Source organism: uncultured Stenotrophomonas sp., assembly GCF_963519925.1.
Lineage (GTDB): Bacteria > Pseudomonadota > Gammaproteobacteria > Xanthomonadales > Xanthomonadaceae > Stenotrophomonas > Stenotrophomonas maltophilia_AE.
On record NZ_CAUQPH010000022.1, the window covers coordinates 18309 to 44521 of the forward strand.

Below are 26213 nucleotides of genomic sequence, written 5' to 3' on the forward strand. Positions count from 1 at the left end.
CTCCCCGCCGTGGTGGCTGGATGGTCCTGCGTTCTACCGGAAGCCGCGTTGCTGCGGCGTGTTCACGTGGGTGCTCACGGCGCCCGCCCGGGGGCAGGCGCCGTGCTGACGCTTACTTGCGGGCGCGCTTGGCCGGGGCCTTGCGGGCCACGGTCTTGGCAGCGCGCTTGGCCGGGGCGGCCTTGCGGGCGACGGCCTTCCTGGCCACGGCCGTCTTCTTGCCGACGGCCTTCTTGGTGGCTGCCGACTTGCGGGCAACGGTCTTCTTGGCGACGGCGACCTTCTTGCCGACCGACTTGCGGGCAACGGCGGTCTTCTTGCCAACGGCCTTCTTGGTGGCGGCCGACTTGCGGGCGACCGCCTTCTTGGCGGTGGCGACCTTCTTGCCAACCGTCTTACGCGCGGCCACGGTCTTCTTGCCAGCAACCTTGCGGGCGGTGGCCGACTTCTTGGCAACGGCCTTCTTTGCGGTAGCGACCTTCTTGCCGACAACCTTCCTGGCGGTCGCGGTCTTCTTGGTCACGGCCTTCTTGGCGGTGGCCGACTTGCGGGCGACAGCCTTTTTGGCAGTTGCGACCTTCTTGCCGGCGACCTTCTTGGCCGCAGCGGTCTTCTTCGTCACGGCCTTCTTGGCGGTGGCGACCTTCTTGCCGGCAACCTTCTTGGCGGCCTTGGTGGTCTTGGTCACGGCCTTGTCGGCGGCGGCCTTCTTCTTGGCGACCTTCTTGGTCAGCGCAGCCGCTTCGGCCTTGGCATTGGACTTGGCCGCTTCCAGCTTCTTCTTGGCGCTGGCCAGGGTCTTGCCCACCGACTTGGCGGCGTTGTCGGCCTTCTTGGCGACGGTCTTCTCAGCCTTCTTGACCGCCTTGGTGACCTTGGCCACCTGGGTGGTGGCAGCCTTGCGCGCGCGCTTGGCGGTCTTCTTTACCTTGGCGACCACTTCTTCGGCGGTGTGCGCGATGGTTTCGCCCACGCCTTCGGCGGTTTCTTTCACGCTCTCGACGCCCTGCGACAGGGTCGCGGTCACACCATTTCCGTTGCTCATGTTGCCCTCCTGAGGGGCCTGGTCAGTGATTTCGCTGGCGATGCTATACCGGCGCGGTCCCGGGTGGAACGGTCTTGTCGCAGCGGATGAGGCGCGGATGTGCTGGGGAGATGCGACGAATGCAACACGCGTGTGCCGTGCTGGTGTGGAAAAGCGCTTTAAAACAGCGGTGCGCGTGTTTCCCGCGCGTGCACGCGTGGCGCGTTTCGCGTGCGTGGCGGCGGGTGGTGCGGGTCTGGAGTTGATGGTCGTGCGCGGACATTCCGTTGCCCTTTCCTGCACAAGTGCGCTGGATGTGGGGGAATTTCTGCTCGGGCTGTGGAGCGTTTCTTCGTTTGGGGTCCATGCGTTACCGGGGCGATGGGCGCTATTGGCGGTCGTCTGGGGACCGACCCTACCGGGGAGGTGCGACGGTTTTCTGGCGACCTGGTGCAGTCCGGCCGCTCCCTGCCGAGCGGGATCCGCTGTAACGGCGACCGGGTGTGGGGGGCGCCGCTCATCCGGTTTTCAGGCGTTGCCGGACAGACTCGAGGCGCTTGAATTACCGTATACCCGTTCCCTGCCCCAACCCGGACTCCCATGCGACCGCTTCCGACCCTGCTTACGCTCGCGCTTGCTGCCGCCTTCGGTGGCTTCGTCGCCTCCGCGATCAACGCCCACCTGGACAATCGCGCCGAGGCGGCGCCGGCGTCGTTGGCGATTCCGGCCACGGCTGCGTTGCCGGCGTCGGTGGCCGGGCAGCCGCTGCCGTCGCTGGCCCCGATGCTGGAACGGGTGATGCCGGCGGTGGTCAGCGTCAACACAAAGCAGGTGGTGCGGGTCCGCAACCCCTACTTCAATGATCCGTTCTTCCGCCGCCTGTTCCCGGAAGTGCCGCAGGAGCGCATCAATGAATCGCTGGGCTCGGGGGTGATCATCGACGCTGCCGAGGGCCTGGTGCTGACCAACCACCATGTGATCGACAACGCCGACGACGTGCAGGTGACCCTGTCGGATGGGCGCACGGTCAAGGCCGAGTTCCTTGGTTCGGACCGCGACACCGACGTGGCGCTGATCCGCATTCCGGCGGACAAGCTCACCGCGCTGCCGCTCGGCGACAGCGCACAACTGCGCGTGGGCGACTTCGTGGTGGCGATCGGCAATCCGTTCGGTTTCAGCCAGACGGTGACGTCGGGCATCGTGTCGGCGGTCGGCCGCACCGGCATCCGTGGGCTGGGCTACCAGAACTTCATCCAGACCGACGCCTCGATCAACCCGGGCAATTCCGGCGGCGCGCTGGTCAACCTGCAGGGCCAGCTGGTGGGCATCAACACCGCCAGCTTCAATCCGCAGGGCAGCATGGCCGGCAACATCGGCCTGGGCCTGGCCATTCCCACCAACCTGGCTCGCGACGTGGTGGACCAGCTGGTCAAGCATGGTGTGGTCGTGCGCGGCACGCTGGGGATCGAGGCGCAGAACCTGACCCAGGCGCTGGCGCAGAACCTGGGCCTGAGCGAGGCGCGTGGCGCGCTGGTTACCCGCGTGCTGGCCGGTTCCGGCGCGGCAGCGGGTGGGTTGAAGCCGGGCGACGTAGTGGTCGCGGCCAACGGCCAGCGCGTGGACAGCGCGCAGGCGCTGCACAACGTGGAAGGCCTGCAGCCGGTGGGCAGCGCGCTGAACCTGGACGTGCGCCGCGACGGCAAGGCGCTGCAGCTCAAAGCCACGCTGAAGGAACAGCCGCGTGCGGTGGCCGGCGAGTCGCTGGATCCGCGCCTGGCCGGCGCCACCTTCGTCGACCTGCCCGAGACGCTGCGCCAGGCCGGCGACGGCGGGGTCATGGTCAGCGAGGTCAAGCGCGGCAGCCGTGCAGCGAACTCCGGGCTGGCCGCGGGCGATGTGATCATCCAGGCCAGCGTGGGTGAATTCGCCGACCTGGCCAGCTGGCGCGCCAATTTCCAGAAGCCGCCGCAGCAGCTGGTGCTGCGGATCGTGCGCGGCAATGCGCGCGGCGACCTGGTGATGCGCTGAACCGGTCAGGCCGCCTTCGCGTGCGGATCACGCCAGCTGACGCCCTCTACACCCGCCCGGTGCTATTACCTTGTGTTCGTTGCCGACGGGTTCTTCCGCGGTCACCTGCCCCATCGCTTACCTAACGGAGACACATAATGAGCCCCACCAACACCGAAAACCTCAAGGAACACCTGGGCGAAGCCGGCTCGCACCTGAAGTCGGCCGCCAGCGCCGCCGGCGGTGCGATCAAGGGCGCCACCGGTGCGGCCGGCGACGAGCTGCGCATTGGCCGTGCCAACGTCAAGGCCGAGCTGTCCGACACCGCACTGTCGGGTCTGGCCGCGGCTGAATTCGGCGGTGCCGCCGCCAAGGAACAGGTCGATGCGCTGATGGACAAGGGCAAGGACCTGGTCGACAGCGCCGCCGAGCTGATCCGCGAGCGCCCGCTGGCCTCGTTCGGCGTGGCCTTCGCGGCTGGCTGGATCATTGCCAAGCTGGCCCGCAGCGGCGGCGACAAGTAAGTCGGCGTGAGCGATCAAGCACAGTCGACCCCGGACGGTGGAGCCTCCGCTCCACCCGACGGCGATGCCGGCGCGCCGCGCCTGGATGAAAGCATCCGCGAGATCGGCCAGGCCGGGCGTGCCACCGTTGATTCGGGCAAGCACACCCTGCGTTCGTTGCGGCGGCTGGCGTCGTTCGAATTCGCCCTGGCGCGCAGCGCGTTCGGTCGAGCGCTGGCCTGGAGCGGGGTGGCGATCGTATTCGGCGCCTCGGCCTGGCTGTTGCTGGCCGGCACCCTGATCGCGCTCATGCAGCGCTGGGGCCTGTCCTGGTTCCAGTCGCTGTTGATCACCTCACTGGTCAGCCTGGCGGTGACCGGCTACTCCATCTGGCGGGTGTCGTTCTTCTTCCGCCATACCGGCATGCATGCCACGCGTCGGCAGCTTGCGCGCCTGGGCCTGTTCGATGAGCCCAGCGATGATGATGCCGAAGCCCAGGACGAAGGCACGGAGCGTTCGCCATGAAATTCGAAGCCCTGCGCCACCGCGTCAAGCGCGCGGAAAAAGTGGTGTCGATCCGGGTCGACGAGACCCAGTGCAACTGGTTCACCCTCAGCCAGGCCTGGCGGGAGGGCTGGACGCCGCTGCGCATCGTCAGCGTGGGCCTGGTCGGCGGCTTCATCGCCGGCAAGCTGGAACCGGGCAAGACCCGTTTCCATGGCGCGCGCTGGCTGCAGATGATCGGTTCGGTGTCCAACCTGATGGCCAGCGCGCAGGCGGCATTCGCCTCGATGCAGGCCAGCGAGGCCGCCGATACCGCCGAGCAGGCGGCAGACAAGGTGGAAGAAGCGGTCGATCCCACCCCGGTGGCACCCGTGCGGGCGGCAGCGCCTGCCGCTGCGCCCAGGGCCCGGGTGACCGCTACGCAGGAAGCGGCGCAGCCACAGCCGCAGCCGGCGGAAGCAGCCACCGACGTTTCCGAACGTTGACCGGTAGCGCCGGCCGTCGGCCGGCCCTCCGTAACCCGTAGGCCGGCCAACGGCCGACGCTACCGACTCCACACGCCGCACGCACCCGGGTTGCCCAATAATGCGTCTCCTCTCCAGCGTGCGACCTGCATGAGCGTTCCTGCGCCTTCCCCTGCCGACGCTGACCTCGTCGCGCCCCCGCCGCCCGCACCGCGCCCACGCGCGCCAATGTCGCTGGTGGTGCTGGCCTTCCTGGCGGTGTGCTTCACCTTGTGGGCCGCGCAGGAGGTCATCCTGCCGGTACTGCTGGCGATGTTCTTCGCGCTGGTCGGCAATCCGATCATCCGCTTCCTGGGCCGGCTGTGGATTCCGCGCTTCCTCGGTGCGGTGCTGGTGATCGGGGTGGGCCTGAGCGGTGCCACCGCGCTGGGCGTGCAGCTGGTCGGTCCGGCAATGGACTGGGCGCAGGAAGCCCCGCAGCAGCTGCGCAAGGTCGCCCGCCAGGTGCAGAACCTGACCAAGCCGGTGCAGCAGGCCAACCTGGCGGCGGAGAATTTCGCCCGCGTGGCCGGCGGCGAAGGCAGCCGCCGGGTACAGGTGGTGCGCACCCAGCTGGATGATCCCTACAAGGTGCTGACCCGCGCGCCGCGGCTGGCCGCGTCGGTGCTGGCGGTGGTGCTGCTGACCCTGTTCTTCATGATCTACGGACAGAACCTGCAGCGGCACGCCATCGCCCTGTTCCCCAGCCGCCAGCAGCAGCGCTTCACCGCCGATATCCTGCGTTCGATCGAACGCGAGGTGTCGCGCTACGTGCTGACCATCACCGTGATCAACACGCTGGTGGGGCTGGTGTTTTCCGGGGTGTTGCTGCTGCTCGGGATCAGCCTGCAGGAAGCCCTGCTGTGGGGCACGGTGGCCGCGCTGCTGAACTTCGCGCCCTACGTGGGTCCGCTGATCGGGGTGACCCTGATGCTGCTGATGGGCTTCGTGGAGTTCAGCGATCCGTTCAAGGCGATGCTGCCGGCCGCGTGTTACCTGGCCCTGCATACCATCGAAGGGCAGATCGTGACCCCGATCGTGCTGGGGCGGCAGATGGCGATTTCGCCGCTGATCCTGATCCTGGCGCTGATGGTGTTCGGCTGGCTGTGGGGCATCGTCGGCCTGCTGCTGTCGGTGCCGCTGCTGGTCTGCATCAAGCTGGTGCTGGCACGGCTGGACGGCACCCAGGGCTGGGCGAAGCTGCTGGAGTAGAGCCACGCCCTGCGTGGCTGCCCCCACAGGCGTAGAATGACCGGGTGAATTTTCCCGTCCAAGCCATCACCCTCGACCTCGACGACACCCTGTGGCCGTTCGCCCCCATCGGCGCCCGCATCGACCAGGTGTTGCACGAGTGGATGCTCCAGCACAGCCCCGCCACCGCCGCGATGTATCCGGTGGCGGCGATGCGTGAGCTGCGCGAGCGCTCCTTCCGCGACAACCCGCACCTGCACTACGACCTGAGCGCGCTGCGCCGGTTGACCCTGCGCGAAGCGCTGGAAAACAGCGGCGCCGACCTGGCCCTGCTGGAACCGGCTTACGAGGCGTTCTACGCCGCGCGCAACCAGGTGGAGTGCTACCCCGATGCGATCGAGGCGCTGGCCCGCATCGCCGCGCGGGTGCCGGTGGCCGCGCTCAGCAATGGCAATGCCGACCTGGCCCGCATCGGCCTGGACCACCACTTCGTGTTCCAGCTCGGCTCGCGCGAACACGGTGCGGCCAAGCCGGCCGCCAGCATCTTCCACGCCGCCTGCGACCGCCTGGGCGTGCCCCCGGCGCAGGTGCTGCACGTGGGCGACCACGTCGAGATGGACGTGGTCGGCGCGATGCAGGCCGGCCTGCGCGGCTGCTGGATCAACCGCGTCGAACACACCTGGCACCATCCTTCGCTGCAGCCCGACCTGCAGTTCGACACCCTGACCGGACTGGCCGACTGGCTCGATGCGAACGCATCGGCGCAGCACGCCCGTCCACGAACGGAGCACGACCCCGCATGACCCAGATCACCGGCTTCACCACCGATTCGGCCAAGGCCCTGCCGCTGCATGTCATGGAGCGCGAGCAGTTCGCGGCATGGCGGGCGCAGCAGGACGAGACGCTGGTTGCCTGGCTGGACGCGCAGCATTTCAACGGCAGCGGTGGCAGCGTGGTGCTGCTGCCGGGCCCGCACGGCCTGGCCGGCGCGATCGTCGGCGTGGGCGACCTGGGCGATGCCTATGCCTATGCGCATGCGCCGTTCGCGCTGCCGGAAGGCACGGTCTGGCAGCTGGCCGACGCGCTGCCCGGCGAGATCGAAACCCTGCTGCACCTGGGCTGGGGCCTGGGCAGCTACCGCTTCGCGCGCTACCGCAAGCCCAACCGCGCCCCGGCGCAGCTGCTGGCAACCCCGGCACCCGAAGTGCGCGATGTGATCACCGCCAGCCTGCGCGTGCGCGACTGGGTCAACACGCCCACCGAAGACATGGGCCCGCAGCAGCTGGAAGACGCCGCGCGTGAACTGGCCGCCGCACACGGTGCGCAGGTCGAGGTGATCACGGGCGATGCGCTGCTGGAGCAGAACTTCCCGGCCATCCACGCCGTGGGCCGCGCTTCGCACCGCGCGCCGCGCCTGATCGCGCTGCGCTGGGGCCAGGCCGGTCGCCCGCACGTGGCGCTGGTGGGCAAGGGCGTGTGCTTCGACACCGGCGGGCTGGACATCAAGCCGGCCGACGGCATGCGCAACATGAAGAAGGACATGGGCGGCGCCGCGCATGCGCTGGCACTGGCCGGGCTGGTGATGGCGCAGGAGTTGCCGGTGCAGTTGACCCTGCTGATCGCGGCGGTGGAAAACGCGATCGGGCCGGACGCGTTCCGCCCGGGCGAAGTCATCGCCACCCGCAAGGGCCTGAGCATCGAGATCGACAACACCGACGCCGAAGGCCGCCTGGTGCTGTGCGACGCGCTGACCTACGCCAGCGAGCAGAGCCCGGAGATCGTGCTGGACTTCGCCACCCTCACCGGTGCGGCGCGGATCGCGCTGGGCCCGGACCTGCCGGCGCTGTTCAGCAACAACGACACGCTGGCCCAGCAGTGGCTGCAGGCCGGTGAGAGCACCCGCGACCCGGTCTGGCGCATGCCGTTGTGGCGCCCGTACCTGCGCTACCTGCACAGCGGCATTGCCGACCTGGCCAACGCCGGTTCGCGCATGGCCGGCTCGGTCACCGCGGCGCTATACCTGGAACGCTTCATCGGCGAAGGCCAGGTGTGGGCGCACCTGGACGTGTATGCCTGGAACGATGGCGAACGCCCGGGCCGCCCGGCCGGTGGCGAGGCGCTGGCGTTGCGGTCGGCGTGGACGATGTTGAAGGGGCGCTACGCCTGATCGGCCGAATGTTGTCGAAAATGTGAATATCGGCGTGGCGGGGGTTCTGCGACCATGGGCCCCACCCACCCCGCTCACGTTCGAGAAGGCAGGTAACGGCCCATGTCGCTCTTTCGCTACACCCGCGCCGGCCGCGAGCCGGATGCCCCGCGCCCGCCCCATTCGCCGCTGCTGTGGATCGCGCTGATCGCGCTGATCGCCGGTGTGGTGGTACTGGCCTTCGCCTGGCTGGCCGGCTGGCTGGGCCGCGACCGCGTTACCGCGCAGACCTTCACCGACACCATTGAAGCCACCGGCGCCAACCACCCCGGCTTCCGCCGCGCGCACAGCAAGGGCGTGTGCGTCAGCGGCACCTTCCAGGGCTCGCCGGACGGCGCCGCGCTGAGTTCGGCGCGGGTGTTCCGCCAGCAGCAGGTGCCGGTGCTGGGCCGGCTGTCGATCGGCGGCGGTGACCCGCATGGTGCCGACGCCAGCGCGCGGGTCCGCAGCATGGCGCTGCAGCTGGTGACCGACGACGGCCAGGAATGGCGCATGGCGATGAACAGCTTCCCGTTCTTCGCCGTGCCCACCACCGAGGCGTTCCTGGAACAGACCCGCGCCGGCATTCCCGACCCGGCCACCGGCAAGCCGGACCCGGCGAAGATGGCGGCCATCGCCGCGAAGTACCCGTCCGCGCGTGCGTTCGGCGAATGGGCCAAGAGCGCGCCGTGGTCGACCAGCTGGGCCAATACCGACTACAACGGGGTGAACAGCTTCCGCTTCACCGCCGCCGATGGCAACGAACACGCAGTGCGCTGGAGCATGCGCCCGCAGGCCGCATTCGAAGCAATGAGTCCCGAACAGCGCGCGCAGGCCGGGCTGGATTACCTGGCCGACGAATTCGCGCAGCGGCTGGCGCAGGGGCCGGTGCGCTGGGACATGTGGGTGACGCTGGCCGGCGATGGCGATGACATCAACGACCCCTCCATTGCCTGGCCCGACGACCGGCGCCGGGTAAAGGCCGGCACGCTCAGCCTCACCGCGATGCAGCCGCAGGCCGGCGGCGCCTGCAACAACGTGAACTTCGATCCGCTGATCCTGCCCAGTGGCATCGCCGGTACCGATGACCCGATCCTGGCGGCACGCTCGGCGGTGTATTCCGAATCGTTCAACCGCCGCGAGCGGGAGCTTGCCGGCGGCAAGGCGGCGCGCGACCAGGAGAAGGCGCAATGAACCGCGATGCCGGCCACTTCAATCTCACCGCGCGCGTCCTGCACTGGCTGATGGCGGTGCTGATCCTGACCATGCTGTTCGTGGGCGTGACCATGGTGGCGTCGCTGCACTGGCGGCCGATGCTGGTGGACCTGCACCGGCCGCTGGGGATTGCGATCCTGCTGCTGGCGGTGGTGCGGCTGGTGAACCGGCTGCGGCACCGGCCGCCGCCGCTGCCGGCCGACCTGCCGGCGTGGCAGGTGTTCGCGGCGCATGCGTCGCATTGGGTGCTGTACGGGTTGATGCTGGCGATGCCGCTGGTGGGCTGGGCGATGCTGTCGGCCGGTGGTTACCCGATCCAGATGTGGAAGGGCGTGCTGCTGCCGCCGATCCTGCCGCATGACGTGGCGTTGTATGCCGCGCTGCGCGGCGCGCACAGCGTGCTTGCGTATGCGTTGTTCGCCACGGTGGTGGTGCACCTGAGTGCGGCGCTGTTCCACCTGTGGGTGCGGCGCGATGGGGTGTTCCAGGCGATGGCGAAGGGGCCGAGAGACCATTGACAAGGGCACACGACCAACGGTCGTGTGCTACCGGATGGTTGTCGCCACCGTTGGTGGCTACAACCATCCTTTCTGCCGGGCCAGGCGATAGGCCTCGATGCGGTTGGCGACGCCGAGCTTGCCGATGCACTCGGAGAGGTAATTGCGCACGGTGCCGTGCGACAGGCCCAGCTGGGTGGCGATCTCGCTGGCCGAGCGACCGTCGCCGGACAGGCGCAGCACCTGGCGCTCGCGGTCGTTCAGCGGGTCGGCCTGCGACCATGCATCCAGCGCCAGCTGTGGGTCGATGGCGCGGCCACCGTGCTGCACCTGGCGCAGTGCGTCGGCCAGCTTTTCGGCCGGTGCGTCCTTGAGCAGGTAGCCGCACACGCCGGCATCCAGCGCGCGGCGCAGGAAGCCCGAGCGCGCGAAGGTGGTCACGATCACCACCTTGATCGGCAACCCCTGCCGCGCGATCCGCTGCGCCAGCTCCAGGCCTGACAATCCCGGCATTTCGATGTCGGTGACCAGGATGTCCGGCTGCAGCTGCTGCAGCATGCGCCACGCCGCCTCGCCGTCGGCGGCCGCACCCAGCACCTCGATGTCCGGCTCCAGCCCGAGCAGCGCCGACAACGCGCCGCGCACCATGGCCTGGTCTTCGGCCAGCACGATACGGATCATGGCGTCGCCTCGCCGAGTGCCTGCGCGGGCAGACCGGCAACGGCTGCCACGGTCGTGGTCGGCGTGACGCTCGCCTCAGGCGCTTTCGTCGGGGCCAGCTCCTGCTGCACAGACGTGGACGTGGTCGCCGCAGGCAGCGGCACCTGCACGGCCACCGTGGTGCCCTCCCCGCGCGTGGACTGCAGCCGCAGCGTGCCGCGCAGCGCCGCCACGCGTTCGCGCATGCCGGCCAGCCCGTTGCCGTCCACCTGCACGCCGCCCCGGCCGTCATCGCGGACCTGCAGCGACAGCGTGCGCCCTTCCTGCGCGAACGAGACCCAAGCCTGCCGCGCATCGGCATGCCGCGCGATGTTGGTGACCGCCTCGCGCAGCACCAGCGCCAGCCCTCGTTCCACCTCCACCGGCATCGGTGGCGGCGCACTGTAGTGCAGGTGCACGTGCTGGCACTCCAGCAGCAACCGTGCGGCCGCCAGTTCGGCGGCCAGGTCGCTGGCACGGATGCCGGTGACCGCGCTGCGCACTTCGGCCAGCGCCTGCCGGGCCACGGCCTCGGCTTCGGTGATTTCCAGCCGGGCGCGCTCGGGGTCGCGGTCGAACAGCTTGCGCGACAGCTCCAGCTTCAGGGTGATCATCGACAGGGTGTGGCCGAGCAGGTCATGCAGGTCGCGGCCGATGCGCTCACGCTCGGCGGTCGCGGCCAGCCGGCGCACTTCGTCCTGCGACAGCTGCAGGGCCGCATCGCGGTCCTTGTTGGTACTTTCCACATTGATGATGACGCCGATGATGAACGCCATCGACGGAATCCACACCACCAGCTGCCAGTGATAGCCCACCCACAGCGCGATGGCCACGAACGCCGCGTTCAGCGCGGCCAGCTGCGCCAGGTAGCGCCACGCGCTGCCGGTACGGCACACCCGTAGCGTGACGCAGCCGAAGATGAAGTAGCTGATGCCCGACGGGTACCACGGCAGCAGCGCAAGGCCCATGGCCACCATCGCCATCGCGTAGCGCGGCGCATGCCGGCGCGGCGACAGCAGCTGGCGGGCGTACAGGGCCAGGAATACCGGGTAGGTCAGCAGGGTGAGCCACAGCCAGAGCAGGGTGAAGCCACCGCCGAACATCGGGGTGAGGAAGACCCAGCCGGTCCACAACAGGTGCACCGCGTCGGACCAGGCGGGCTTTCCCCGCCGCAGGTTGTCGGCCACGGCCGAATCCGGCGCGGGGCGAAGCAGGGAGGCAAGCCAGCGGGGCAACATGGTGGGTTCCCGGTCGGACGAGGGTCGAGGCGCGATCATGGCAGCTTCCAGTGGGGTAGAGCCACGCCCTGCGTGGCTGCGCGGTGCCTGGATCACGCTTGGCCTGGGGACCGCGCAGCCACGCAGGGCGTGGCTCTACGATCCCTTGGCGGGGCTGGCTTGGGCAGTGGACTGAATCACCTGGTTCGGATGACAGCTGTCACTGCCGCTGACCCCGCCGCGCAGGCATGCTTTGCCCCACCCGGCACCCCGCCGGTTTGCCCGCAACCATGGTTGCGGTCACACTCGGCCCGATTCCACGTCCAGACTCACGATGAACGCATCCGCTGAACTGCTCAAGGAACTCCGCATCGACCGCAGGAAGGGATCGGCCCCGCCGCCTTCGTCGCCACGCCGTGGCCTGTGGATCGTGCTGGCCATCGTGGCCCTGCTGCTTCTGGGCGCTGTCGCCTGGTTCGTGTTCGGTCGCGAACGGCCCATCGAGGTGACCACCGCGCCGGTGGTGGCGATCCAGCAGGGCACCGCCAGCAGCTCGGTGCTCGACGCCAGCGGCTACGTGGTGGCCCGGCGCATGGCCACCGTGTCGGCCAAGATCACCGGCAAGGTACGCGAGGTGATGATCGAAGAAGGCATGCGGGTGGAAGAAGGCCAGGTCATGGCGACCCTTGACCCGATCGATGCCAACGCCCAGCGCAGCCTGTCGGCGTCGCAGCTGGAAGCCGCGCGCAGCCAGCTGGCCGGCCTGCAGGCCCAGGTGGCCCAGGCCGATGCCGAAGCCGGGCGCCTGCAGAAACTGGTGGACCAGCAGCTGGTCTCGCGCTCGCAGTTCGACCTGGCCATGGCCCAGCGCGACAGCCTGCGCGCACAGCTGCGCACCGCCCAGCGCAATACCAAGGTCGCCAGCGACTCGCTGGCGATTGCCGACCTGGGCGTGGACAACAACGTGGTACGCGCGCCGTTCTCCGGCGTGGTCACCGCCAAGGCGGCACAGCCGGGCGAGATCGTGTCGCCGCTGTCGGCCGGCGGCGGCTTCACCCGCACCGGTATCGGCACCATCGTCGACATGGACTCGCTGGAGATCGAAGTGGAAGTCGGCGAAGCCTTCATTGGCCGCGTGCAGCCGAAGATGCCGGTGGAAGCCACGCTCAATGCGTACCCGGAGTGGAAGATCCCGGCCGAGGTGATCGCGATCGTTCCCACCGCCGACCGCGGCAAGGCCACGGTCAAGGTGCGCGTGGCACTGAAGGTGAAAGACCCGCGCATCGTGCCGGAAATGGGCGTGCGGGTGAGCTTCCTGGAATCGGCCGCGCCGGCCCAGGCCGCCGCGCCGAAGGGCGTGCGCGTGCCGGCCTCGGCACTGGTCGAGCGCGAGCAGAAGACGGTGGCGTTCGTGGTGGGCGATGACCAGCGCGTGCAGCAGGTACCGGTCACGGTAGGCGTGGCGCTCAACAACGACCGCCAGGTCACCGCCGGCCTCAGCGCCGGCCAGCAGGTGGTAAGCAACCCGCCACCGGAACTGCGCGATGGCAGCGCGGTGGTGGAAAAGCAGTCGCAATAAGCAAGGCGGTAGCGCGACCCGGTCGCGAACCGAAGGTGTGCGATTCCCGTGCCGGCCCGGCGCGCATGCGCGCGGCTGCCTGCATGGTTTCTTCTTCCAACGATTCACGGAGAACCACCCATGTCCACCCTGGTTTCGCTCCGCAACATCACCAAGACCTACCAGCGCGGTCCCGAGAAGGTGCAGGTGCTGCACGGCATCGACCTGGACATCCAGAAGGGCGACTTCGTTGCGCTGATGGGCCCGTCCGGCTCGGGCAAGACCACCCTGCTCAACCTGATCGGCGGGTTGGACACCCCGACCGGTGGCGAGATCGAGATCGAGGGCGAGCGCATCGACCGCATGTCCGGCGGCCAGCTCTCCACCTGGCGCAGCCACCACGTGGGCTTCGTGTTCCAGTTCTACAACCTGATGCCGATGCTCACCGCGCAGAAGAACGTGGAACTGCCGCTGCTGCTCACCCACCTGGGCGCGGCCCAGCGCAAGCGCAATGCCGAGATCGCGTTGACCCTGGTCGGCCTGGCCGACCGCCGCAGCCACCGCCCCAATGAGCTGTCCGGCGGCCAGCAGCAGCGCGTGGCGATCGCCCGCGCCATCGTCTCCGACCCGACCTTCCTGATCTGCGACGAGCCCACCGGCGACCTCGACCGCGCTTCGGCCGAGGAGATCCTGTTGCTGCTGCAGCAGCTCAACCGCGAGCACGGCAAGACCATCATCATGGTCACCCACGACCCGAAGGCCGCCGAGTACGCCACCCATACGGTGCACCTGGACAAGGGCGAGCTGGCCGCCGCGCCTGCGGCCCACTGACGGAGGTCACTGCGATGAAGTATTTCTCGCTCATCTGGGCGCAGCTGTTCCGCAGCAAGACGCGGACCCTGCTGACCCTGCTTTCGGTGGTGGCCGCGTTCCTGCTGTTCGGCATGCTCGACTCGGTGCGCGTGGCCTTCAGTTCCGGCGGCAGCGTGGAAGGCGCCAACCGCCTGATCGTCGCCTCGCGCCTGTCCATCACCCAGTCCCTGCCGATCCGCCTGGAACCGCAGGTGCGGCAGGTTCCCGGGGTCAAGGACGTCACCTCGGGCATGTGGTTCGGCGGCATCTACCAGGACCCGAAGAATTTCTTCGCCAACTTCTCGGTGGCGCCGAACTACTTCGAGGTCTACCGCGAACTGCAGCTGCCGCCCGAGCAGCTCAAGGCGTTCCAGGACACCCGCACCGGCGCGGTGGTCGGCGAGACCCTGGCAAAGGAGTTCGGCTGGAAGATCGGCGACACCATCCCGCTGCAGGCCACCATCTTCCCGCGCGGCGGCAGCAACGACTGGCCGTTGCAGCTGGTGGGCATCTTCCGCTCCAAGGACCGCACGCTGGCCGCCAATGAAGAACGGCAGCTGATGATGAACTGGAAGTACTTCGACGAGTCCAACGACTACATCAAGAACCAGGTGAGCTGGTTCACCGTCACCCTGGACAACCCGGACCATGCCTCGCGCGTGGCCCAGGCCATCGATGCGATCTCGGCCAACTCCGACCATGAAACCAAGACCCAGACCGAATCGGCGTTCCAGCAGGCCTTCGTCAAGCAGTTCGCCGACATCGGGCTGATCGTCACCTCGATCATGGGCGCGGTGTTCTTCACCCTGCTGCTGCTGACCGGCAACACCATGGCCCAGGCGGTACGCGAGCGCGTTCCGGAACTGGCCACGCTGAAGACGCTGGGCTTCAAGGACAGCACGGTGCTGGTGCTGGTGATGATCGAGGCGGTGCTGCTGATCGGGCTGGGCGGCGCGATCGGCATGGGCCTGGCCGCCAGCATCCTGCCGGTGCTGTCGCCGAAGACGCAGGGGCTGCTGCCGCCGCATGTACCGACCCCGACCTGGGCGATGGGCGTGGCACTGATCCTGCTGATCGGGGTGGTGGTGGGCCTGCTGCCGGCGCTGCGCGCCAAGCGGTTGAAGATCGTCGATGCCCTTGCGGGCCGCTGAGGAGAACCGACATGAAGAAGCAATGGGTGGGAAATCTGCTGTCGGTGCTGCTGCTGGCGGTCGCGCTGGCGGTGTGGATCGCGCTGCCGTGGCAGGGCGTGCTGGCGGTGGTGGTGGGCGTGGTGCTGTGGCTGCTGTTCACCCGCAGCGGGCGGCTGGCGCTGGCCGCCACCCGCATCGGCGTGGCCAGCCTGCCGCAGCGCTGGGGTGCGTCCTCGGTGGTGGTGGTGGGCATCGCCGGCGTGGTGGGCGTGCTGGTGGCGATGCTGGCCATGGGCCAGGGCTTCCAGGCCACGCTCAACAGCACCGGTGATGACACCACGGCCATCGTGCTGCGCGGCGGTTCGCAGGCCGAGACCAATTCGGTGATCACCCGCGACCAGGTGCCGCTGCTGTCCACGCTGCCGGGCGTGGCCCGCGACGCGCACGGCAAGCCGATGATTTCGCCGGAGCTGTCACAGGTGGTGAACCTGGTCTCCAAGGGCGACGGTACCGACGTCAACGCGCAGTTCCGGGGCGTGGGCGAGATGGCCTGGGCGGTGCACGACAGGGTGAAGATCACCGAAGGCCGCCGCTTCAATCCGGGCCTGCGCGAGATCGTGGTCGGCAAGGGCGCCCAGAGCCAGTTCCGCGGGCTGGAGGTGGGCAAGACGCTCACCCTGGGCAACCAGCAGTGGACCGTGGTGGGTGTGTTCAACTCCGGCGACGCGCATGATTCGGAGCTGTGGACCGACGCCGAGACCCTGGCTAACACCTACCAGCGCAGCGCCTGGCAGTCGATCAGCGTGCGCACCGAGGGCGAAGCCGGCTTCAAGCAGTTCAAAGCCGGCGTCGCCGCCGATCCGCGGCTGAAGCTGGACGTGGAAACCACCAAGGCCTACTACGCCAAGCAGGGCGGCGGGCTCAACACGCTGATCAAGGTGCTGGGCACGGTGATCGGCGCGATCATGGCGGTGGGCGCGGTGTTCGGTGCGCTCAACACCATGTACGCGGCGGTGGCCACCCGTGCACGCGAGATCGCCACCATGCGCGCGATCGGCTTCCGTGGCGTGCCGGTGGTCACCGCGATCATGCTGGAGACCATGCTGCTGGCATTGATCGGCGGCCTGCTCGGCGGCCTGGTGGCCTGGGCCATCTTCAATGGCTACAGCGTCTCCACCATCGGCAGCAACTTCAGCCAGGTGGTGTTCCAGTTCAAGGTGTCGCCCGAGCTGCTCTGGAGCGGGCTGAAGTGGGCGCTGGGGATCGGGCTGGTGGGCGGGTTGTTCCCCGCCCTGCGCGCAGCGCGCCTGCCGATCACCACTGCCCTGCGGGAGACCTGATGCAGGGCGATGTCATCACACCGGGGGCACGGTCACGGATTGGAGCAGGCACTGGATTTTCCCTGCCTCGCGACTACACAGGTAGGTTGCATCCCGATATCGCTGTGGCAGTGTCCCGACCACGTCCACGCCCGCCCAGACGGCGCGCTGCCTGAAGTAGGGATCGAATTCCCGGTCATTGGTCAGGCGACGCGGGCTGCCGTCCGGGCGCACGAAATCATCCGCTGATTCCTGGATGAGGTTACGGCCATCACTCGACTGCAGGTACACCCACTGTCGGGTGTCGTAATCGAAGAATGACTCGACCCACCCCAGGAAAAAGAGGATGTTGAGCCGTGAGATCAACGGTGACCCACCCTGCAGCTGCGACTCGAAGCGCAGGATGCGGCCATGCTCGGTGTCTGCCTTGAGGAAGTCGAAGCGCGGTGCGCGCGTCAGCATGCGGCGAACGGTTTCCCTCGCTTCCAGGTGGCGGGGGTAGAGGTCGCTGACGTGGTGCCCCCACAGCACCGTGTCGCGCTGGATCTGTTCCATGAAGACATGCGGCGATCCCGGCGGCTGCAGGTTCACCGTACCCCACTGGTCGACAAATCGGCCGCTGGACGACTGGTAGAGCTTCATCATCGCGTTGTACTGGGTACGAATCCAGGCCGGCGGTACGAAATGCGTGGCCACCAGCTCCCCGCCCACATTGGTTACGTTGAAGCCCTGGATATTGGTCTGGCTTGCGCTGTTGTAAACATAATGTTCGCCCACCCCCAGCGACCTCGCACGCTCGGACATCTCGTCGTTGGTACAGTAGTAGCAGGGCCGCGCGATGGGATCTTCCATCCGCTCCTGCGCCATGCCCTGCAGCGGCAGCGCCGCCAGCAGCAACCACGCCAAGTTCTTCATTTCGTGCTCCCTCAAGACCCGCACGCGCGGGCCAATCGAGTGGAGCAGCCCGCGCCAGGCAAAGACATCGGAACTGGGCGAAAGCGCGTGTGGGAATTGCATCATTCGGGATGATGCGTGGATGGTGGGATGCCGCGCAGCCACGCAGGGCGTGGCTCTACGTCCGGGGCGCGGCGCCAATCCAGGTCGGTCGCAAGCTGCGTAGAGCAGCCACGCAGGGCGTGGCGCTACGTCCGGAGCCAGCGCCAATGCGGGTCGTCGCAAGCTGCGTAGAGCCACGCCCTGCGTGGCTGCGGGATGTCAGACCCGCCCAGGTCCCCGCGAGCGCCACAGGCTGTCGCCGATGAACAGCAGCAGGCCGGTCCAGATGGCGGCGAAGCCCAGCGCTTTGGCGCTGTCGAACGGCTCGCGGAAGAAGAACACGCCCAGCAGCAGGCCCAGGCTGGGGGCGATGTACTGCAGGATGCCCACCAGCGACAGCGGGATGCGCTTCACGCCATAGACAAAGCCGATCAATGGCAGGGCGGTTACCGCGCCGCCCAGGATCAGCAGCAGGTCGTTGCGCCAGCCCCAGCCGCCGAAGAAGCCGCCGCCGTGGCCGGCCTCGCTCCACAGCGCGAATCCGATCGCGGGCAGGAACAGGTACAGGCTCTCGATGCCCAGCCCGGCCACCGGGTCCACCGAGATCATCTTGCGCAGCAGGCCGTACAGCCCGAACGAGCAGGCCAGCCCCAGCGCGATCCACGGCGGGGTGCCGGCGTCGATGGTGAGCCACGCCACGCCCAGCGCCGCGCAGGCCACCGCCAGCCACTGCAGGCCGCGCAGGCGCTCCTTGAGCACCACCACGCCCAGCACTACGCTGACCAGCGGGTTGATGAAGTAGCCCAGGCTGGTTTCGATCACGTGCCCGGCGTTGATCGCCCAGATGTACAGGCCCCAGTTGAAGGCGATGGCCATGCTGCTCAGGGCCAGGGTGGGCAGCGCGCGCGGCTGCGCGGCGATCTGCTTCCACCAGCCGGTGCCATGGCTGAGCAGCAGCCAGGCCACCACCAGCACGGTGCTCCAGATGATGCGGTGGGCGATGATCTGCTGCGACGGGACCGCCTTGAGCAGGTGCCAGTACACCGGCACCAGCCCCCACAGGGTGAAGGTGAACGCGGTGATGGCCAGGCCACGGCGCTGTTCCTGCAGCGGGGTGCGTTCGGGCGTGCTCACTTGGCGCGGGTCCGGGCCAGGGTGAGCACCAGCACGCCGGCGAGGATCACGCCCATGGCCAGCAGGTCGCGCGGGCCGAAGTGCTCATGCCCGATCAGCGCACCCAGCAGCACCGCGATCACCGGATTGACGTAGGCGTAGCTGGCGGCCAGCGCCGGGCGCACGTTCTGCAGCAGCCACACGTAGGCGGTGAAGGCCACGATCGAGCCGAACACGCACAGGTAGGCCACCGCCAGCAGGCCATCCATGCTGGGCCAGCTGGTCGGCCGCTCGCCGGTGGCAAGGCCGAGTGCGACCAGCATCACCCCGCCGCACAGCATCTGCCCGGCGGCGGTCATGAACGGGCTGGGCAGGTCCAGGCCGCGTGCCCAGATCGAGCCGAAGGCCCAGCCGATCGGCGCGATCAGCAGCAGTATCAGGCCCTGCGGAGACGCGGTCAGGCTGCTGCCGGCGTTGAGCCAGACCACGCCCAGCAAGCCGATGGCAATGCCCAGCCATTCACCGCGGGTGGCGTGCTGGCCGCGCATGGCGCCGAACAGGGCCATCCACAGCGGCACCGAGGCCACCGCCGTGGCCGCCAGGCCGGAGGACACAGTGCGCTCGGCCAGCACCACCATGCCGTTGCCCAGCACCAGCATGGTCAGGCCCATGATGCCCAGGTTGCGCCACTGGCGGCCGGTGGGCGCGGGCATGCCCCGCCAGCGCAGCACCGCGTACATCAGGCTGCCGGCCACGATGAACCGGGCCCCGGAGACGGTCGTCAACGGCAGCGCCCCGCCCTCCAGGGCGAAGCGGATACCCAGGTAGGTGGACCCCCACACCACGTACACCAGCAACAGGGCCAGGACGACCAGGCCGCTGCGGGGGGCGGCCTGCGGGGTTGCGGGGGTAGCGGCCATGCGGGACCAGCGGGCGGGGGGAGTGGCGATTCTAGGCCTTTGCGGCAGGCCCGGCATGCCCTGTGGTGGCACGCTGTCGTGCCCGGACTAGTTACATGGTGCAATGCCCACCGGTCATGCACGTGGGGTAAGGTAAAAGTCGCAGAACCACCGCTCCACCGTGAGGACCGTTTTCCAGCATGAGCACTTCCCCCACCCTTTCCGCGCCCGCCTCTGACAAGGCCGCGCTCAAACGCTCGATCTCCAATACCCTCAAAGGGTCGGCGGGCAACCTGGTCGAGTGGTACGACGTCTACGTCTACTCGGTATTCGCGGTGTACTTCGAGTCGCAGTTCTTCTCGGCCGCCGACAAGAACTCCACCATCTACGTCTGGGCGATCTTCGCCGCCACCTTCCTGATGCGCCCGATCGGCGCCTGGTACTTCGGCCGCTTCGCCGACCGCTATGGCCGCCGCCTGGCACTGACCGTGTCGGTGTCGATGATGGCCGCCTGTTCGTTCCTGATCGCACTCACCCCCACGGCCAACACCATCGGCGGCTGGGCTGCGCTGATCCTGCTGTTCGCGCGCCTGCTGCAGGGCTTCGCCACCGGTGGCGAGTACGGCACCAGCGCAACGTACATGTCCGAAGCGGCCATTCCGGGTCGCCGCGGCTTCCTGTCCTCGTTCCACTACGTCACCCTGGTGGGTGGCCACGTGCTGGCGCAGCTGACCCTGTTCACCATGCTGCTGTTCTGGGACAAGCCGGAAATCTCGGCGTGGGGCTGGCGCATCGCGTTCGGCATCGGCGGCCTGGCCGCGATCGTGGTGTTCTGGCTGCGCCGCTCGATGGATGAATCGCTGGGCGAAGACTCCATCGAAGCCGCGCGCGAAGGCCGCGCCAAGGCGTCGGGCTCGATGTACGAGCTGTTCGTGAACCAGTGGCGCCCGCTGCTGCTGTGCTTCCTGATCACCGCCGGTGGCACCGTGGCCTTCTACACCTACTCGGTGAACGGTCCGAAGATGATCCAGAGCGCGTTCGCCGGCACCGACGTGATGACCGGTACGCTGATCAACCTGGGCGTGCTGACCTTCCTGATGGTGCTGCAGCCGATTGGTGGCTGGCTGTCGGACATCGTCGGCCGCAAGAGCCTCCTGGTGTTCTTCGGCGTGGGTGGCGTGCTGTACAGCTGGTATCTGGTCACCGAGCTGCCGAACCAGCACGATCCGCTGATCGCGTTCCTGACTCTGGCGCTGGGGTTTGTGATCCTTACCGGGTATACCTCGATCAACGCGGTGGTGAAGGCCGAACTGTTCCCCACCCATGTGCGGGCGCTGGGCGTGGGCTTCGGCTACGCACTAGCCAACTCGCTGTTCGGTGGTACCGCGCCGCTGCTGTACCAAGGCGCGCTGAAGACCGACCGCGTGGGCGACTTCGCCATCTATGTCACGGCGATCATCGCGGTGTCGCTGGTGGTGTATGTGTTCTTCCTGAAGAACCACGGCCCGAACTACCTGGATGGCACGCGGAAATAACCGGGCAGCGGCCAGCGGCCACGGCACGGAAAACGAAAACGCCGGGCATTGCCCGGCGTTTTTCGTTTGGGATCGTGGGGATCACGACCAACGGTCGTGATCTACCCGAGGACGTTCTGGTCGTGACCCACGCAGGGATCAGCGGCGGGACGCTTCGCTTTGTTCCCGTGCCTTGCGGAATTCCGAACCCTCTTCCCAATGCGGCCAGCGGCGGCTGTTGGCCAGTTCCGCGCCCAGGTCGTAGACCAGCAGGGTGTCGGCGGCATGGCCGGCCGGGTCCCAGCTCGGGGTCCAGGCGTCGCAGGCCTGGTGGTAGCAGTCGGCGAAGTACTTCTCGCGCAGCGCCTTGCCGGCTTCAACGCCACCGTCGAGCTTGTCCAGGCCCGGTCCGATGGTGATCGCCGGCACGCCCAGACGGGCGAAGGCGAAGTGGTCGGCGCGGTAGAAGAAGCCCGCTTCCAGGTTCGGGTCGGGGCTGTAGCTGCGCCCGCGCGCCTTGGCCACGCGCTCCAGGTCCCCTTCCAGCGAGACCCGGCCCTTGCCCCACGAGGCGATGTCGCGGGTGGCGCCGTCGGGGCTGAACATTTCAATGTTGATCACCGCAGCGGTCTTGTCCAGCGGCGCCAGCGGGTGTGCGGCGTAGTAACTGGCGCCCAGCAGGCCCTTTTCTTCGGCGGTGAGCGCCACGAAGTACAGGGTGCGCTGCGGCTGCGGGCCGGCGGCGAACACCCGGCCCAGTTCCAGCACGGTGGCCACGCCGGTGGCGTTGTCGATCGCACCACGGCGGATCCGGTCGCCCTTGGCATCGGGCTGGCCGATGCCGAACGCGTCCCAGTGCGCGGAGAAAATGACCGCTTCGTCGGCGTGCGCGCCACCGGGCAGCTTGGCCACCACGTTGCGGGTGACCACCTGCTCCCGCTTGAGCTTGAACTGCGCCGACAGCGTGGCGTCACCCAGCACCACCGGCTGGAACGCCGGGGTCATGGCCCTGCGCTTCTCGGCGTCGAAATCCAGCCCGGCGTCGCGGAACAGCTGCTCGGCCAGCGCGCGCTGCATCCAGCCGCGTACCGGCACGTGCTGGGCCAGCGCCTGGGCCTGCGGGCGCTCGATGTCGAACAGCGGCGAGGTGCCCGAGCTCTTCACCGTGGCCCAGCCATACGCGGCCGGGGCGGTTTCATGCACGATCAGCACGCCCTGCGCACCGCGCCGCGCGGCTTCCTCGAACTTGTAGGTCCAGCGGCCGTAGTAGGTCACCGCCTTGCCGTCGAAGGCACCCGGACGCTCGGCTTCGAAGTCGGCGTCGTTGATCAGCATCACCGCGATCTTGCCGTGCAGGTCGACGTCCTTGTAATCGTTCCACTGCCGTTCCGGGGCATCGATGCCATAGCCGACGAACACCAGCGGGGCGTTGCGGATGTCCACCGCCGCCTGCGGGCGCAGGCTCTGCAGGGTGACGTCCACGCCGTTTTCCAACGCACGGCTCCTGCCCTTCTGGCGCAGCTGCGCGTTAACCGGACCGTCCACCTGGGCACGCACCATCGGCACCGGCTGCACCCAGCTGCCATCCACGCCACCGGGCTGCAGGCCGGACTTGCGGAATTCCTCGATCAGGTATTGCACGGTGCGTTCTTCGCCGGGCGAAGCCGGCGCGCGGCCTTCGAACTCGTCCGAGGCCAGGATCCGCACGTGGCGCGACAACGCTTCCGGGTCGATGCCGCCGCCCGGCAGGTCATTGGCCGCGTGGGCCAGCCCGCCCACGAACAGACAGGACGACAACAGCAGCATGCGCATCGGATTCACGGCAGACACCAGTTCAAAAAACGGAAGGCCGAAGTGTAACGTGACACTTCAGTTACCGTGCACGCCGCCTGCACACCACGTGGACGCGGTCAGCGCCGGTCGCGGTCCAGCCAGCACGCCAGGCCCTGCGCATTGAGTTCGATGTCCATCGCCAGCACCTGCGCCACCGCAGTGTCGTCGAGGGGGCAGCCATGCGCCTGCGCGCGTTCCTGGTACAGCGCGGTGAGTGCGGCCACCAGGCAGCGGTGGCGGTCGGGACGTTCGTCGCACTGGCGCCCGATCTCCACCATCGCGTCGATCTGCTCGATCAGGTCGGCGGCCAATGCGGGAATGTTCTCCACCCGCCCGTAATGGGTGAGGTATACCGCCTGCGGCTGCAGCGCGACCAGCCGCGCGATGGAGTGCTTGAGCGGTTCCGGGTCGAACTGCACCGGCGACGAGGTGGGAATGATGAAGGCGCCGCGTGCACTGTCGAGTTCGCGGTAGGACAGGCCGAAGGTGTCACCGGTGAACAGGCTGCGGCTGCGCTCGTCCCACACGCACAGGTGATGGCGGGCATGGCCCGGGGTGTCCAGGCACAGCAGGATTCGCCCGGCCAGGTCGACGCGGTGGCCGTCTTCGGCAATGACGATGCGGGCGGGTGGCACCGGCAGGACCGGGCCGTAACTGCGCGCGATTTCTTCGGCGCCATACACCTCGGTGGCACCGGCAAGCAGCCGGGTCGGGTCGACCATGTGCGGGGCGCCGCGCGGGTGCACCACCAGGGTAGCGTTGGGCAGCTGCTGCATCAGCAGGCCGGCACCGCCGGCGTGATCCAGGTGGACATGGGTAAGCACCAGCCAATCGACCTGCTCCGGCGTGCACCCGGCACGTTCGAGCGCGGCCAGCATGGCCGGCACGGCCAGGCCGGTGCCGCAATCGATGAACGCTGCCCGGCCATTCTCGACGATCAGGTAGGCGGCGTCGAAATCGTTGCGCTGGAACGCGGTGTCGATGGTGTAGATGCTGGGGTCGGAGGACATCGGCTCATCCCTGGCAGCAGGCGGTATACGCCTGATTCTAGGCCGTGTCGCCGGCCGACTTCGATGCGGCTTTGGTCGCACGCGCGGCCAGCCATCCCCCGCGTAGCAGTACTGCGGCCACCATCACCGCCAGGAACGCGCCGTAGGCATACAGCACCGCCAGTACCTGTCGCCAGATCGGGCCGGCGTCGCTCTGCACCACGCCGATGTGGTGGCCCCACAACATGGCGAGGATGCTCAGCACGAAGGCGAGCAGCAACGCGGTGCCGTCGAACAGGCGCCGCGCGGTGTGGCGCGGCTGGCGCGGGAACAGCCAGTACACGGTGCCCAGCAGGATGAACCAGGGCAGGAACAGCAACAACGACAACCAGGCCATCGTGGTTTCCTCCGTTTACGTGTCCACCGACCAACGGTCGGTGGCTACCGTGCCGTTCCGACCGCGTTGGATGTATCGCACACCATGGATCCGCCAGCCCCGGTAGGTACCGACCGTTGGTCGGTACGCCGTAACCTCACGCCTGCTCGCGCAGTTCCTGCAATGCCGCCAACACCACGTCAACTTCCGCTTCGAGCTTGAACAGCTCGCTCTGCAGGCCATCGCCGTGCTCGGTCTGCTTGAGCACGCCGATCAATTGGCCCGCATCGCGTGGCGAATCGAAGCCTTCGCTCTGGATCAGCAAGGTGCCGTCGCCGGCCTGCAGCTTGAAGTAGAAACGGCCATCCTTTTCGCGGTACTGCTTGAACAGCGGCGGCGCAGCGCGGGCCACGCCACCGTCCTCGGCGGCGATGTCGCCGGCGCTGGACAGGTCGCGCAGGCCCACCGCATGGCGCAGCTCCTTCAGCAGCGGCACGGCGTACTGCTCGCGCAGCTGCTGGCCGCGACGGCGCAGCAGTGCCTCGATCTTTTCCGGCTCGGCCATCAGCGCGTCATAGCGCTCGCGCAGCGGGGTCAGCTCGGCGTCGATGCGCTCGAACAGCTGCTGCTTCGCATCGCCCCAGCTGATGCCGTCGGCGAAGGCCTGCGCGAACGCGGCGGTCTGTTCCGGGCTGGCGAAGGCCTGGAACATCTGGAACAGCGCCGAGCCTTCGGTGCTCTTCGGCTCGCCCGGCGCGCGCGAATCGGTGAGGATGGAGAACACCAGCTTCTTCAGCTCCGCGCGCGGGGCGAACAGCGGAATGGTGTTGTGGTAGCTCTTGCTCATCTTGCGGCCGTCCAGCCCGGCCAGGGTGGCGACCTGCTCGTCGATCACCACCTCCGGCAACGGGAAGTACTCCTTGCCGTAGACGTGGTTGAAGCGCTGGGCGAAATCGCGCGCCATCTCGATGTGCTGGATCTGGTCGCGACCCACCGGCACCTGGTTGGCCTTGAAGATCAGGATGTCGGCGGCCATCAGCACCGGGTACATGAACAGCCCGGCGCTGATCCCGGCATCTTCGTCGAGCTGTTCTTCGCGGTTCTTGTCCACCGCCGCCTTGTAGGCATGGGCGCGGTTGAGGATGCCCTTGCTGGCGATGGCGGTCAGGAACCACATCAGTTCGGTGGTTTCGGGAATGTCGCTCTGCCGGTAGAACCAGACCTTGTCCGGGTCCAGCCCGCACGCTAGCCAGCTGGCGGCGATCTCCAGGGTCGAGCGCTGGGTCCGCTCCGGCTCCTGCGCCTTGATCAGGCTGTGCAGGTCGGCCAGGAAGAAGAAGCTCTCGATGCCTGACGCAGCGCTGGCAGCGATGGCCGGACGGATGGCGCCGACATAGTTGCCCAGGTGGGGCGTGCCGGAGGGGGTGATGCCGGTAAGAACGCGGGTGGTCATGTGGGAATCATTACGGACAGTTGAACACCCCCAGTTTACCTGCCCGCGCGCAACCCCGTTGCCCGGCCCGGCGCGTTGAATGCACTACCCAACCGCGAAGGCCCCTGCCATGAAACGCCTGACCCTGCCCCTGCTTGCCGTGCTGGCCCTGTGTGGCTTCAAGCCCGTCGTACCGCCCCGCGCCGATGTCGGCCCGGTCACCCTGGTCCTGGTCGATCGCGACCAGCGCCGGGAACTGCCCGCCTGGCCGCACCGTGGCCAGCGCTGGGTGGCCGGCAGCCAGGGCACCCCGTATGCGGTGCGTCTGCGCAACAACAGTCCCGAGCGGGTGCTGGTGGTCCTGTCGGTGGACGGCCTGAACGCGATCAGCGGCGAGGTCGCCTCGCCGGACCAGACCGGCTACGTGCTGGACCCGTGGCAGAGCGCGGACATCACCGGGTGGCGCAAGTCGCGGCACGAGGTGGCGCAGTTCGTGTTCACCGACCCAGGCAACAGCTACGCCGACCGCACCGGGCGCCCGGACAATATCGGCGTGGTCGGCATCGCCGTGTTCAACGAGGCGCGGCGCTGGGTGCCGCCGACCCCGCGTGCGCCGGCCGTGGCACGCGAAAAGAGCCGCGTGCAGGGCCAGGC

The 26213-nt window shown here is 68.2% G+C and carries 24 protein-coding genes and 1 pseudogene; 15 read left to right on the forward strand and 10 right to left on the reverse strand.

Annotated features, from left to right (window positions below):
* Positions 1-112: 112 nt before the first annotated feature.
* Positions 113-1045, reverse strand: a complete 933-nt coding sequence (locus tag RWO33_RS06440; RefSeq protein WP_314103376.1) for a histone — start codon at positions 1043-1045, stop codon at positions 113-115.
* A 579-nt stretch (positions 1046-1624) separates the two neighbouring features.
* Here RWO33_RS06440 and RWO33_RS06445 point away from each other — a divergent pair.
* The 9 genes from RWO33_RS06445 (at position 1625) to RWO33_RS06485 (ending at position 9650) form a co-directional block, all read left to right on the forward strand.
* A complete protein-coding gene (locus RWO33_RS06445; protein ID WP_145481080.1) occupies positions 1625-3052 on the forward strand; it encodes a Do family serine endopeptidase in 1428 nt (475 codons plus the stop codon).
* Between the two features lie 137 nt (positions 3053-3189).
* Positions 3190-3555 (forward strand): hypothetical protein, encoded by a 366-nt coding sequence (locus tag RWO33_RS06450; RefSeq protein ID WP_070208571.1) that lies wholly within the window; start codon positions 3190-3192, stop codon positions 3553-3555.
* A 6-nt stretch (positions 3556-3561) separates the two neighbouring features.
* Complete coding sequence (locus RWO33_RS06455; protein ID WP_314103380.1) at positions 3562-4059, forward strand: phage holin family protein; 498 nt, start codon at positions 3562-3564, stop codon at positions 4057-4059.
* The gene (locus RWO33_RS06460) at positions 4056-4523 is read left to right on the forward strand and encodes a protein sip-5 (protein WP_314103384.1); all 468 of its coding nucleotides are present in this window, start codon (positions 4056-4058) and stop codon (positions 4521-4523) included. The genes RWO33_RS06455 and RWO33_RS06460 overlap by 4 nt, the downstream gene beginning before the upstream one ends.
* Positions 4524-4652: 129 nt before the next feature.
* Positions 4653-5753: an AI-2E family transporter gene (locus RWO33_RS06465; protein ID WP_314103387.1), complete on the forward strand. Its 1101-nt coding sequence runs from the start codon at positions 4653-4655 to the stop codon at positions 5751-5753.
* 44 nt (positions 5754-5797) lie between these two features.
* Complete coding sequence (locus tag RWO33_RS06470) at positions 5798-6535, forward strand: HAD family hydrolase (protein WP_314103389.1); 738 nt, start codon at positions 5798-5800, stop codon at positions 6533-6535.
* Positions 6532-7899, forward strand: coding sequence for a leucyl aminopeptidase family protein (locus tag RWO33_RS06475; protein ID WP_314103391.1), 1368 nt, complete (start codon positions 6532-6534; stop codon positions 7897-7899). The genes RWO33_RS06470 and RWO33_RS06475 overlap by 4 nt, the downstream gene beginning before the upstream one ends.
* Positions 7900-8001: 102 nt before the next feature.
* Positions 8002-9111, forward strand: coding sequence for a catalase family peroxidase (locus RWO33_RS06480; RefSeq protein ID WP_314103393.1), 1110 nt, complete (start codon positions 8002-8004; stop codon positions 9109-9111).
* Entirely contained in the window at positions 9108-9650 is a 543-nt protein-coding gene (locus RWO33_RS06485) for a cytochrome b (RefSeq protein WP_314103396.1), read from the forward strand. The genes RWO33_RS06480 and RWO33_RS06485 overlap by 4 nt, the downstream gene beginning before the upstream one ends.
* A gap of 57 nt (positions 9651-9707) precedes the next feature.
* On the opposite strand, the gene RWO33_RS06490 is transcribed toward RWO33_RS06485, so the two are convergent.
* Both RWO33_RS06490 and RWO33_RS06495 read right to left on the reverse strand, forming a co-directional pair.
* Entirely contained in the window at positions 9708-10310 is a 603-nt protein-coding gene (locus RWO33_RS06490) for a response regulator transcription factor (protein WP_314103398.1), read from the reverse strand.
* Positions 10307-11566 (reverse strand): sensor histidine kinase, encoded by a 1260-nt coding sequence (locus RWO33_RS06495; protein ID WP_314103400.1) that lies wholly within the window; start codon positions 11564-11566, stop codon positions 10307-10309. Before RWO33_RS06495 ends, RWO33_RS06490 begins: the two co-directional genes overlap by 4 nt.
* A gap of 313 nt (positions 11567-11879) precedes the next feature.
* On the opposite strand from RWO33_RS06495, the gene RWO33_RS06500 reads away from it, so the two are divergent.
* From RWO33_RS06500 to RWO33_RS06515, 4 genes are all read left to right on the forward strand, one after another.
* Positions 11880-13124, forward strand: coding sequence for an efflux RND transporter periplasmic adaptor subunit (locus RWO33_RS06500; RefSeq protein ID WP_314103403.1), 1245 nt, complete (start codon positions 11880-11882; stop codon positions 13122-13124).
* A 120-nt stretch (positions 13125-13244) separates the two neighbouring features.
* Positions 13245-13934: an ABC transporter ATP-binding protein gene (locus RWO33_RS06505; protein WP_314103406.1), complete on the forward strand. Its 690-nt coding sequence runs from the start codon at positions 13245-13247 to the stop codon at positions 13932-13934.
* A 14-nt stretch (positions 13935-13948) separates the two neighbouring features.
* Positions 13949-15106, forward strand: coding sequence for an ABC transporter permease (locus tag RWO33_RS06510; protein ID WP_145481058.1), 1158 nt, complete (start codon positions 13949-13951; stop codon positions 15104-15106).
* Between the two features lie 11 nt (positions 15107-15117).
* A complete protein-coding gene (locus tag RWO33_RS06515) occupies positions 15118-16428 on the forward strand; it encodes an ABC transporter permease (protein ID WP_314103409.1) in 1311 nt (436 codons plus the stop codon).
* Positions 16429-16443: 15 nt separating this feature from the next.
* Here the strand turns inward: RWO33_RS06515 and RWO33_RS06520 are convergent, their stop codons facing one another.
* From RWO33_RS06520 to yedA, 3 genes are all read right to left on the reverse strand, one after another.
* A complete protein-coding gene (locus RWO33_RS06520; RefSeq protein WP_314103412.1) occupies positions 16444-17322 on the reverse strand; it encodes a hypothetical protein in 879 nt (292 codons plus the stop codon).
* Positions 17323-17622: 300 nt separating this feature from the next.
* A complete protein-coding gene (rarD, locus tag RWO33_RS06525) occupies positions 17623-18537 on the reverse strand; it encodes an EamA family transporter RarD (protein WP_314103414.1) in 915 nt (304 codons plus the stop codon).
* Entirely contained in the window at positions 18534-19436 is a 903-nt protein-coding gene (gene yedA / locus RWO33_RS06530) for a drug/metabolite exporter YedA (RefSeq protein ID WP_314103417.1), read from the reverse strand. The genes rarD and yedA overlap by 4 nt, the downstream gene beginning before the upstream one ends.
* A 179-nt stretch (positions 19437-19615) precedes the next feature.
* Between yedA and RWO33_RS06535 the strand changes: the two genes are divergently transcribed.
* Complete coding sequence (locus RWO33_RS06535) at positions 19616-20950, forward strand: MFS transporter (protein ID WP_314103420.1); 1335 nt, start codon at positions 19616-19618, stop codon at positions 20948-20950.
* A 138-nt stretch (positions 20951-21088) separates the two neighbouring features.
* On the opposite strand, the gene RWO33_RS06540 is transcribed toward RWO33_RS06535, so the two are convergent.
* From RWO33_RS06540 to RWO33_RS06555, 4 genes are all read right to left on the reverse strand, one after another.
* Positions 21089-22741: a M28 family metallopeptidase gene (locus RWO33_RS06540; RefSeq protein ID WP_314103431.1), complete on the reverse strand. Its 1653-nt coding sequence runs from the start codon at positions 22739-22741 to the stop codon at positions 21089-21091.
* A gap of 98 nt (positions 22742-22839) precedes the next feature.
* Positions 22840-23772: an MBL fold metallo-hydrolase gene (locus tag RWO33_RS06545; protein ID WP_314103422.1), complete on the reverse strand. Its 933-nt coding sequence runs from the start codon at positions 23770-23772 to the stop codon at positions 22840-22842.
* 37 nt (positions 23773-23809) lie between these two features.
* Positions 23810-24148, reverse strand: coding sequence for a hypothetical protein (locus RWO33_RS06550; protein ID WP_314103425.1), 339 nt, complete (start codon positions 24146-24148; stop codon positions 23810-23812).
* Positions 24149-24284: 136 nt separating this feature from the next.
* On the reverse strand, positions 24285-25580 hold the full coding sequence (locus RWO33_RS06555) for a tryptophan--tRNA ligase (RefSeq protein ID WP_314103427.1): 1296 nt from the start codon (positions 25578-25580) through the stop codon (positions 24285-24287).
* 109 nt (positions 25581-25689) lie between these two features.
* Between RWO33_RS06555 and RWO33_RS06560 the strand changes: the two are divergent.
* A pseudogene (locus RWO33_RS06560) lies at positions 25690-26213 on the forward strand (hypothetical protein); the annotation flags it as partial.

Excerpts from the sequence above, each read along its gene's own strand:
- RWO33_RS06505 (WP_314103406.1), top strand. The coding sequence starts at position 13,245 with ATGTCCACCCTGGTTTCGCTCCGCAACATCACCAAGACCTACCAGCGC.
- RWO33_RS06465 (WP_314103387.1), top strand. The coding sequence starts at position 4,653 with ATGAGCGTTCCTGCGCCTTCCCCTGCCGACGCTGACCTCGTCGCGCCC.
- RWO33_RS06485 (WP_314103396.1), top strand. The coding sequence starts at position 9,108 with ATGAACCGCGATGCCGGCCACTTCAATCTCACCGCGCGCGTCCTGCAC.
- RWO33_RS06540 (WP_314103431.1), bottom strand. The coding sequence starts at position 22,741 with ATGCGCATGCTGCTGTTGTCGTCCTGTCTGTTCGTGGGCGGGCTGGCC.
- RWO33_RS06440 (WP_314103376.1), bottom strand. The coding sequence starts at position 1,045 with ATGAGCAACGGAAATGGTGTGACCGCGACCCTGTCGCAGGGCGTCGAG.
- RWO33_RS06445 (WP_145481080.1), top strand. The coding sequence starts at position 1,625 with ATGCGACCGCTTCCGACCCTGCTTACGCTCGCGCTTGCTGCCGCCTTC.
- RWO33_RS06535 (WP_314103420.1), top strand. The coding sequence starts at position 19,616 with ATGAGCACTTCCCCCACCCTTTCCGCGCCCGCCTCTGACAAGGCCGCG.
- RWO33_RS06550 (WP_314103425.1), bottom strand. The coding sequence starts at position 24,148 with ATGGCCTGGTTGTCGTTGTTGCTGTTCCTGCCCTGGTTCATCCTGCTG.
- RWO33_RS06515 (WP_314103409.1), top strand. The coding sequence starts at position 15,118 with ATGAAGAAGCAATGGGTGGGAAATCTGCTGTCGGTGCTGCTGCTGGCG.
- RWO33_RS06500 (WP_314103403.1), top strand. The coding sequence starts at position 11,880 with ATGAACGCATCCGCTGAACTGCTCAAGGAACTCCGCATCGACCGCAGG.
- RWO33_RS06490 (WP_314103398.1), bottom strand. The coding sequence starts at position 10,310 with ATGATCCGTATCGTGCTGGCCGAAGACCAGGCCATGGTGCGCGGCGCG.
- yedA (WP_314103417.1), bottom strand. The coding sequence starts at position 19,436 with ATGGCCGCTACCCCCGCAACCCCGCAGGCCGCCCCCCGCAGCGGCCTG.
- RWO33_RS06520 (WP_314103412.1), bottom strand. The coding sequence starts at position 17,322 with ATGAAGAACTTGGCGTGGTTGCTGCTGGCGGCGCTGCCGCTGCAGGGC.
- RWO33_RS06495 (WP_314103400.1), bottom strand. The coding sequence starts at position 11,566 with ATGTTGCCCCGCTGGCTTGCCTCCCTGCTTCGCCCCGCGCCGGATTCG.
- RWO33_RS06555 (WP_314103427.1), bottom strand. The coding sequence starts at position 25,580 with ATGACCACCCGCGTTCTTACCGGCATCACCCCCTCCGGCACGCCCCAC.
- RWO33_RS06545 (WP_314103422.1), bottom strand. The coding sequence starts at position 23,772 with ATGTCCTCCGACCCCAGCATCTACACCATCGACACCGCGTTCCAGCGC.
- RWO33_RS06450 (WP_070208571.1), top strand. The coding sequence starts at position 3,190 with ATGAGCCCCACCAACACCGAAAACCTCAAGGAACACCTGGGCGAAGCC.
- RWO33_RS06480 (WP_314103393.1), top strand. The coding sequence starts at position 8,002 with ATGTCGCTCTTTCGCTACACCCGCGCCGGCCGCGAGCCGGATGCCCCG.
- RWO33_RS06475 (WP_314103391.1), top strand. The coding sequence starts at position 6,532 with ATGACCCAGATCACCGGCTTCACCACCGATTCGGCCAAGGCCCTGCCG.
- RWO33_RS06510 (WP_145481058.1), top strand. The coding sequence starts at position 13,949 with ATGAAGTATTTCTCGCTCATCTGGGCGCAGCTGTTCCGCAGCAAGACG.
- RWO33_RS06460 (WP_314103384.1), top strand. The coding sequence starts at position 4,056 with ATGAAATTCGAAGCCCTGCGCCACCGCGTCAAGCGCGCGGAAAAAGTG.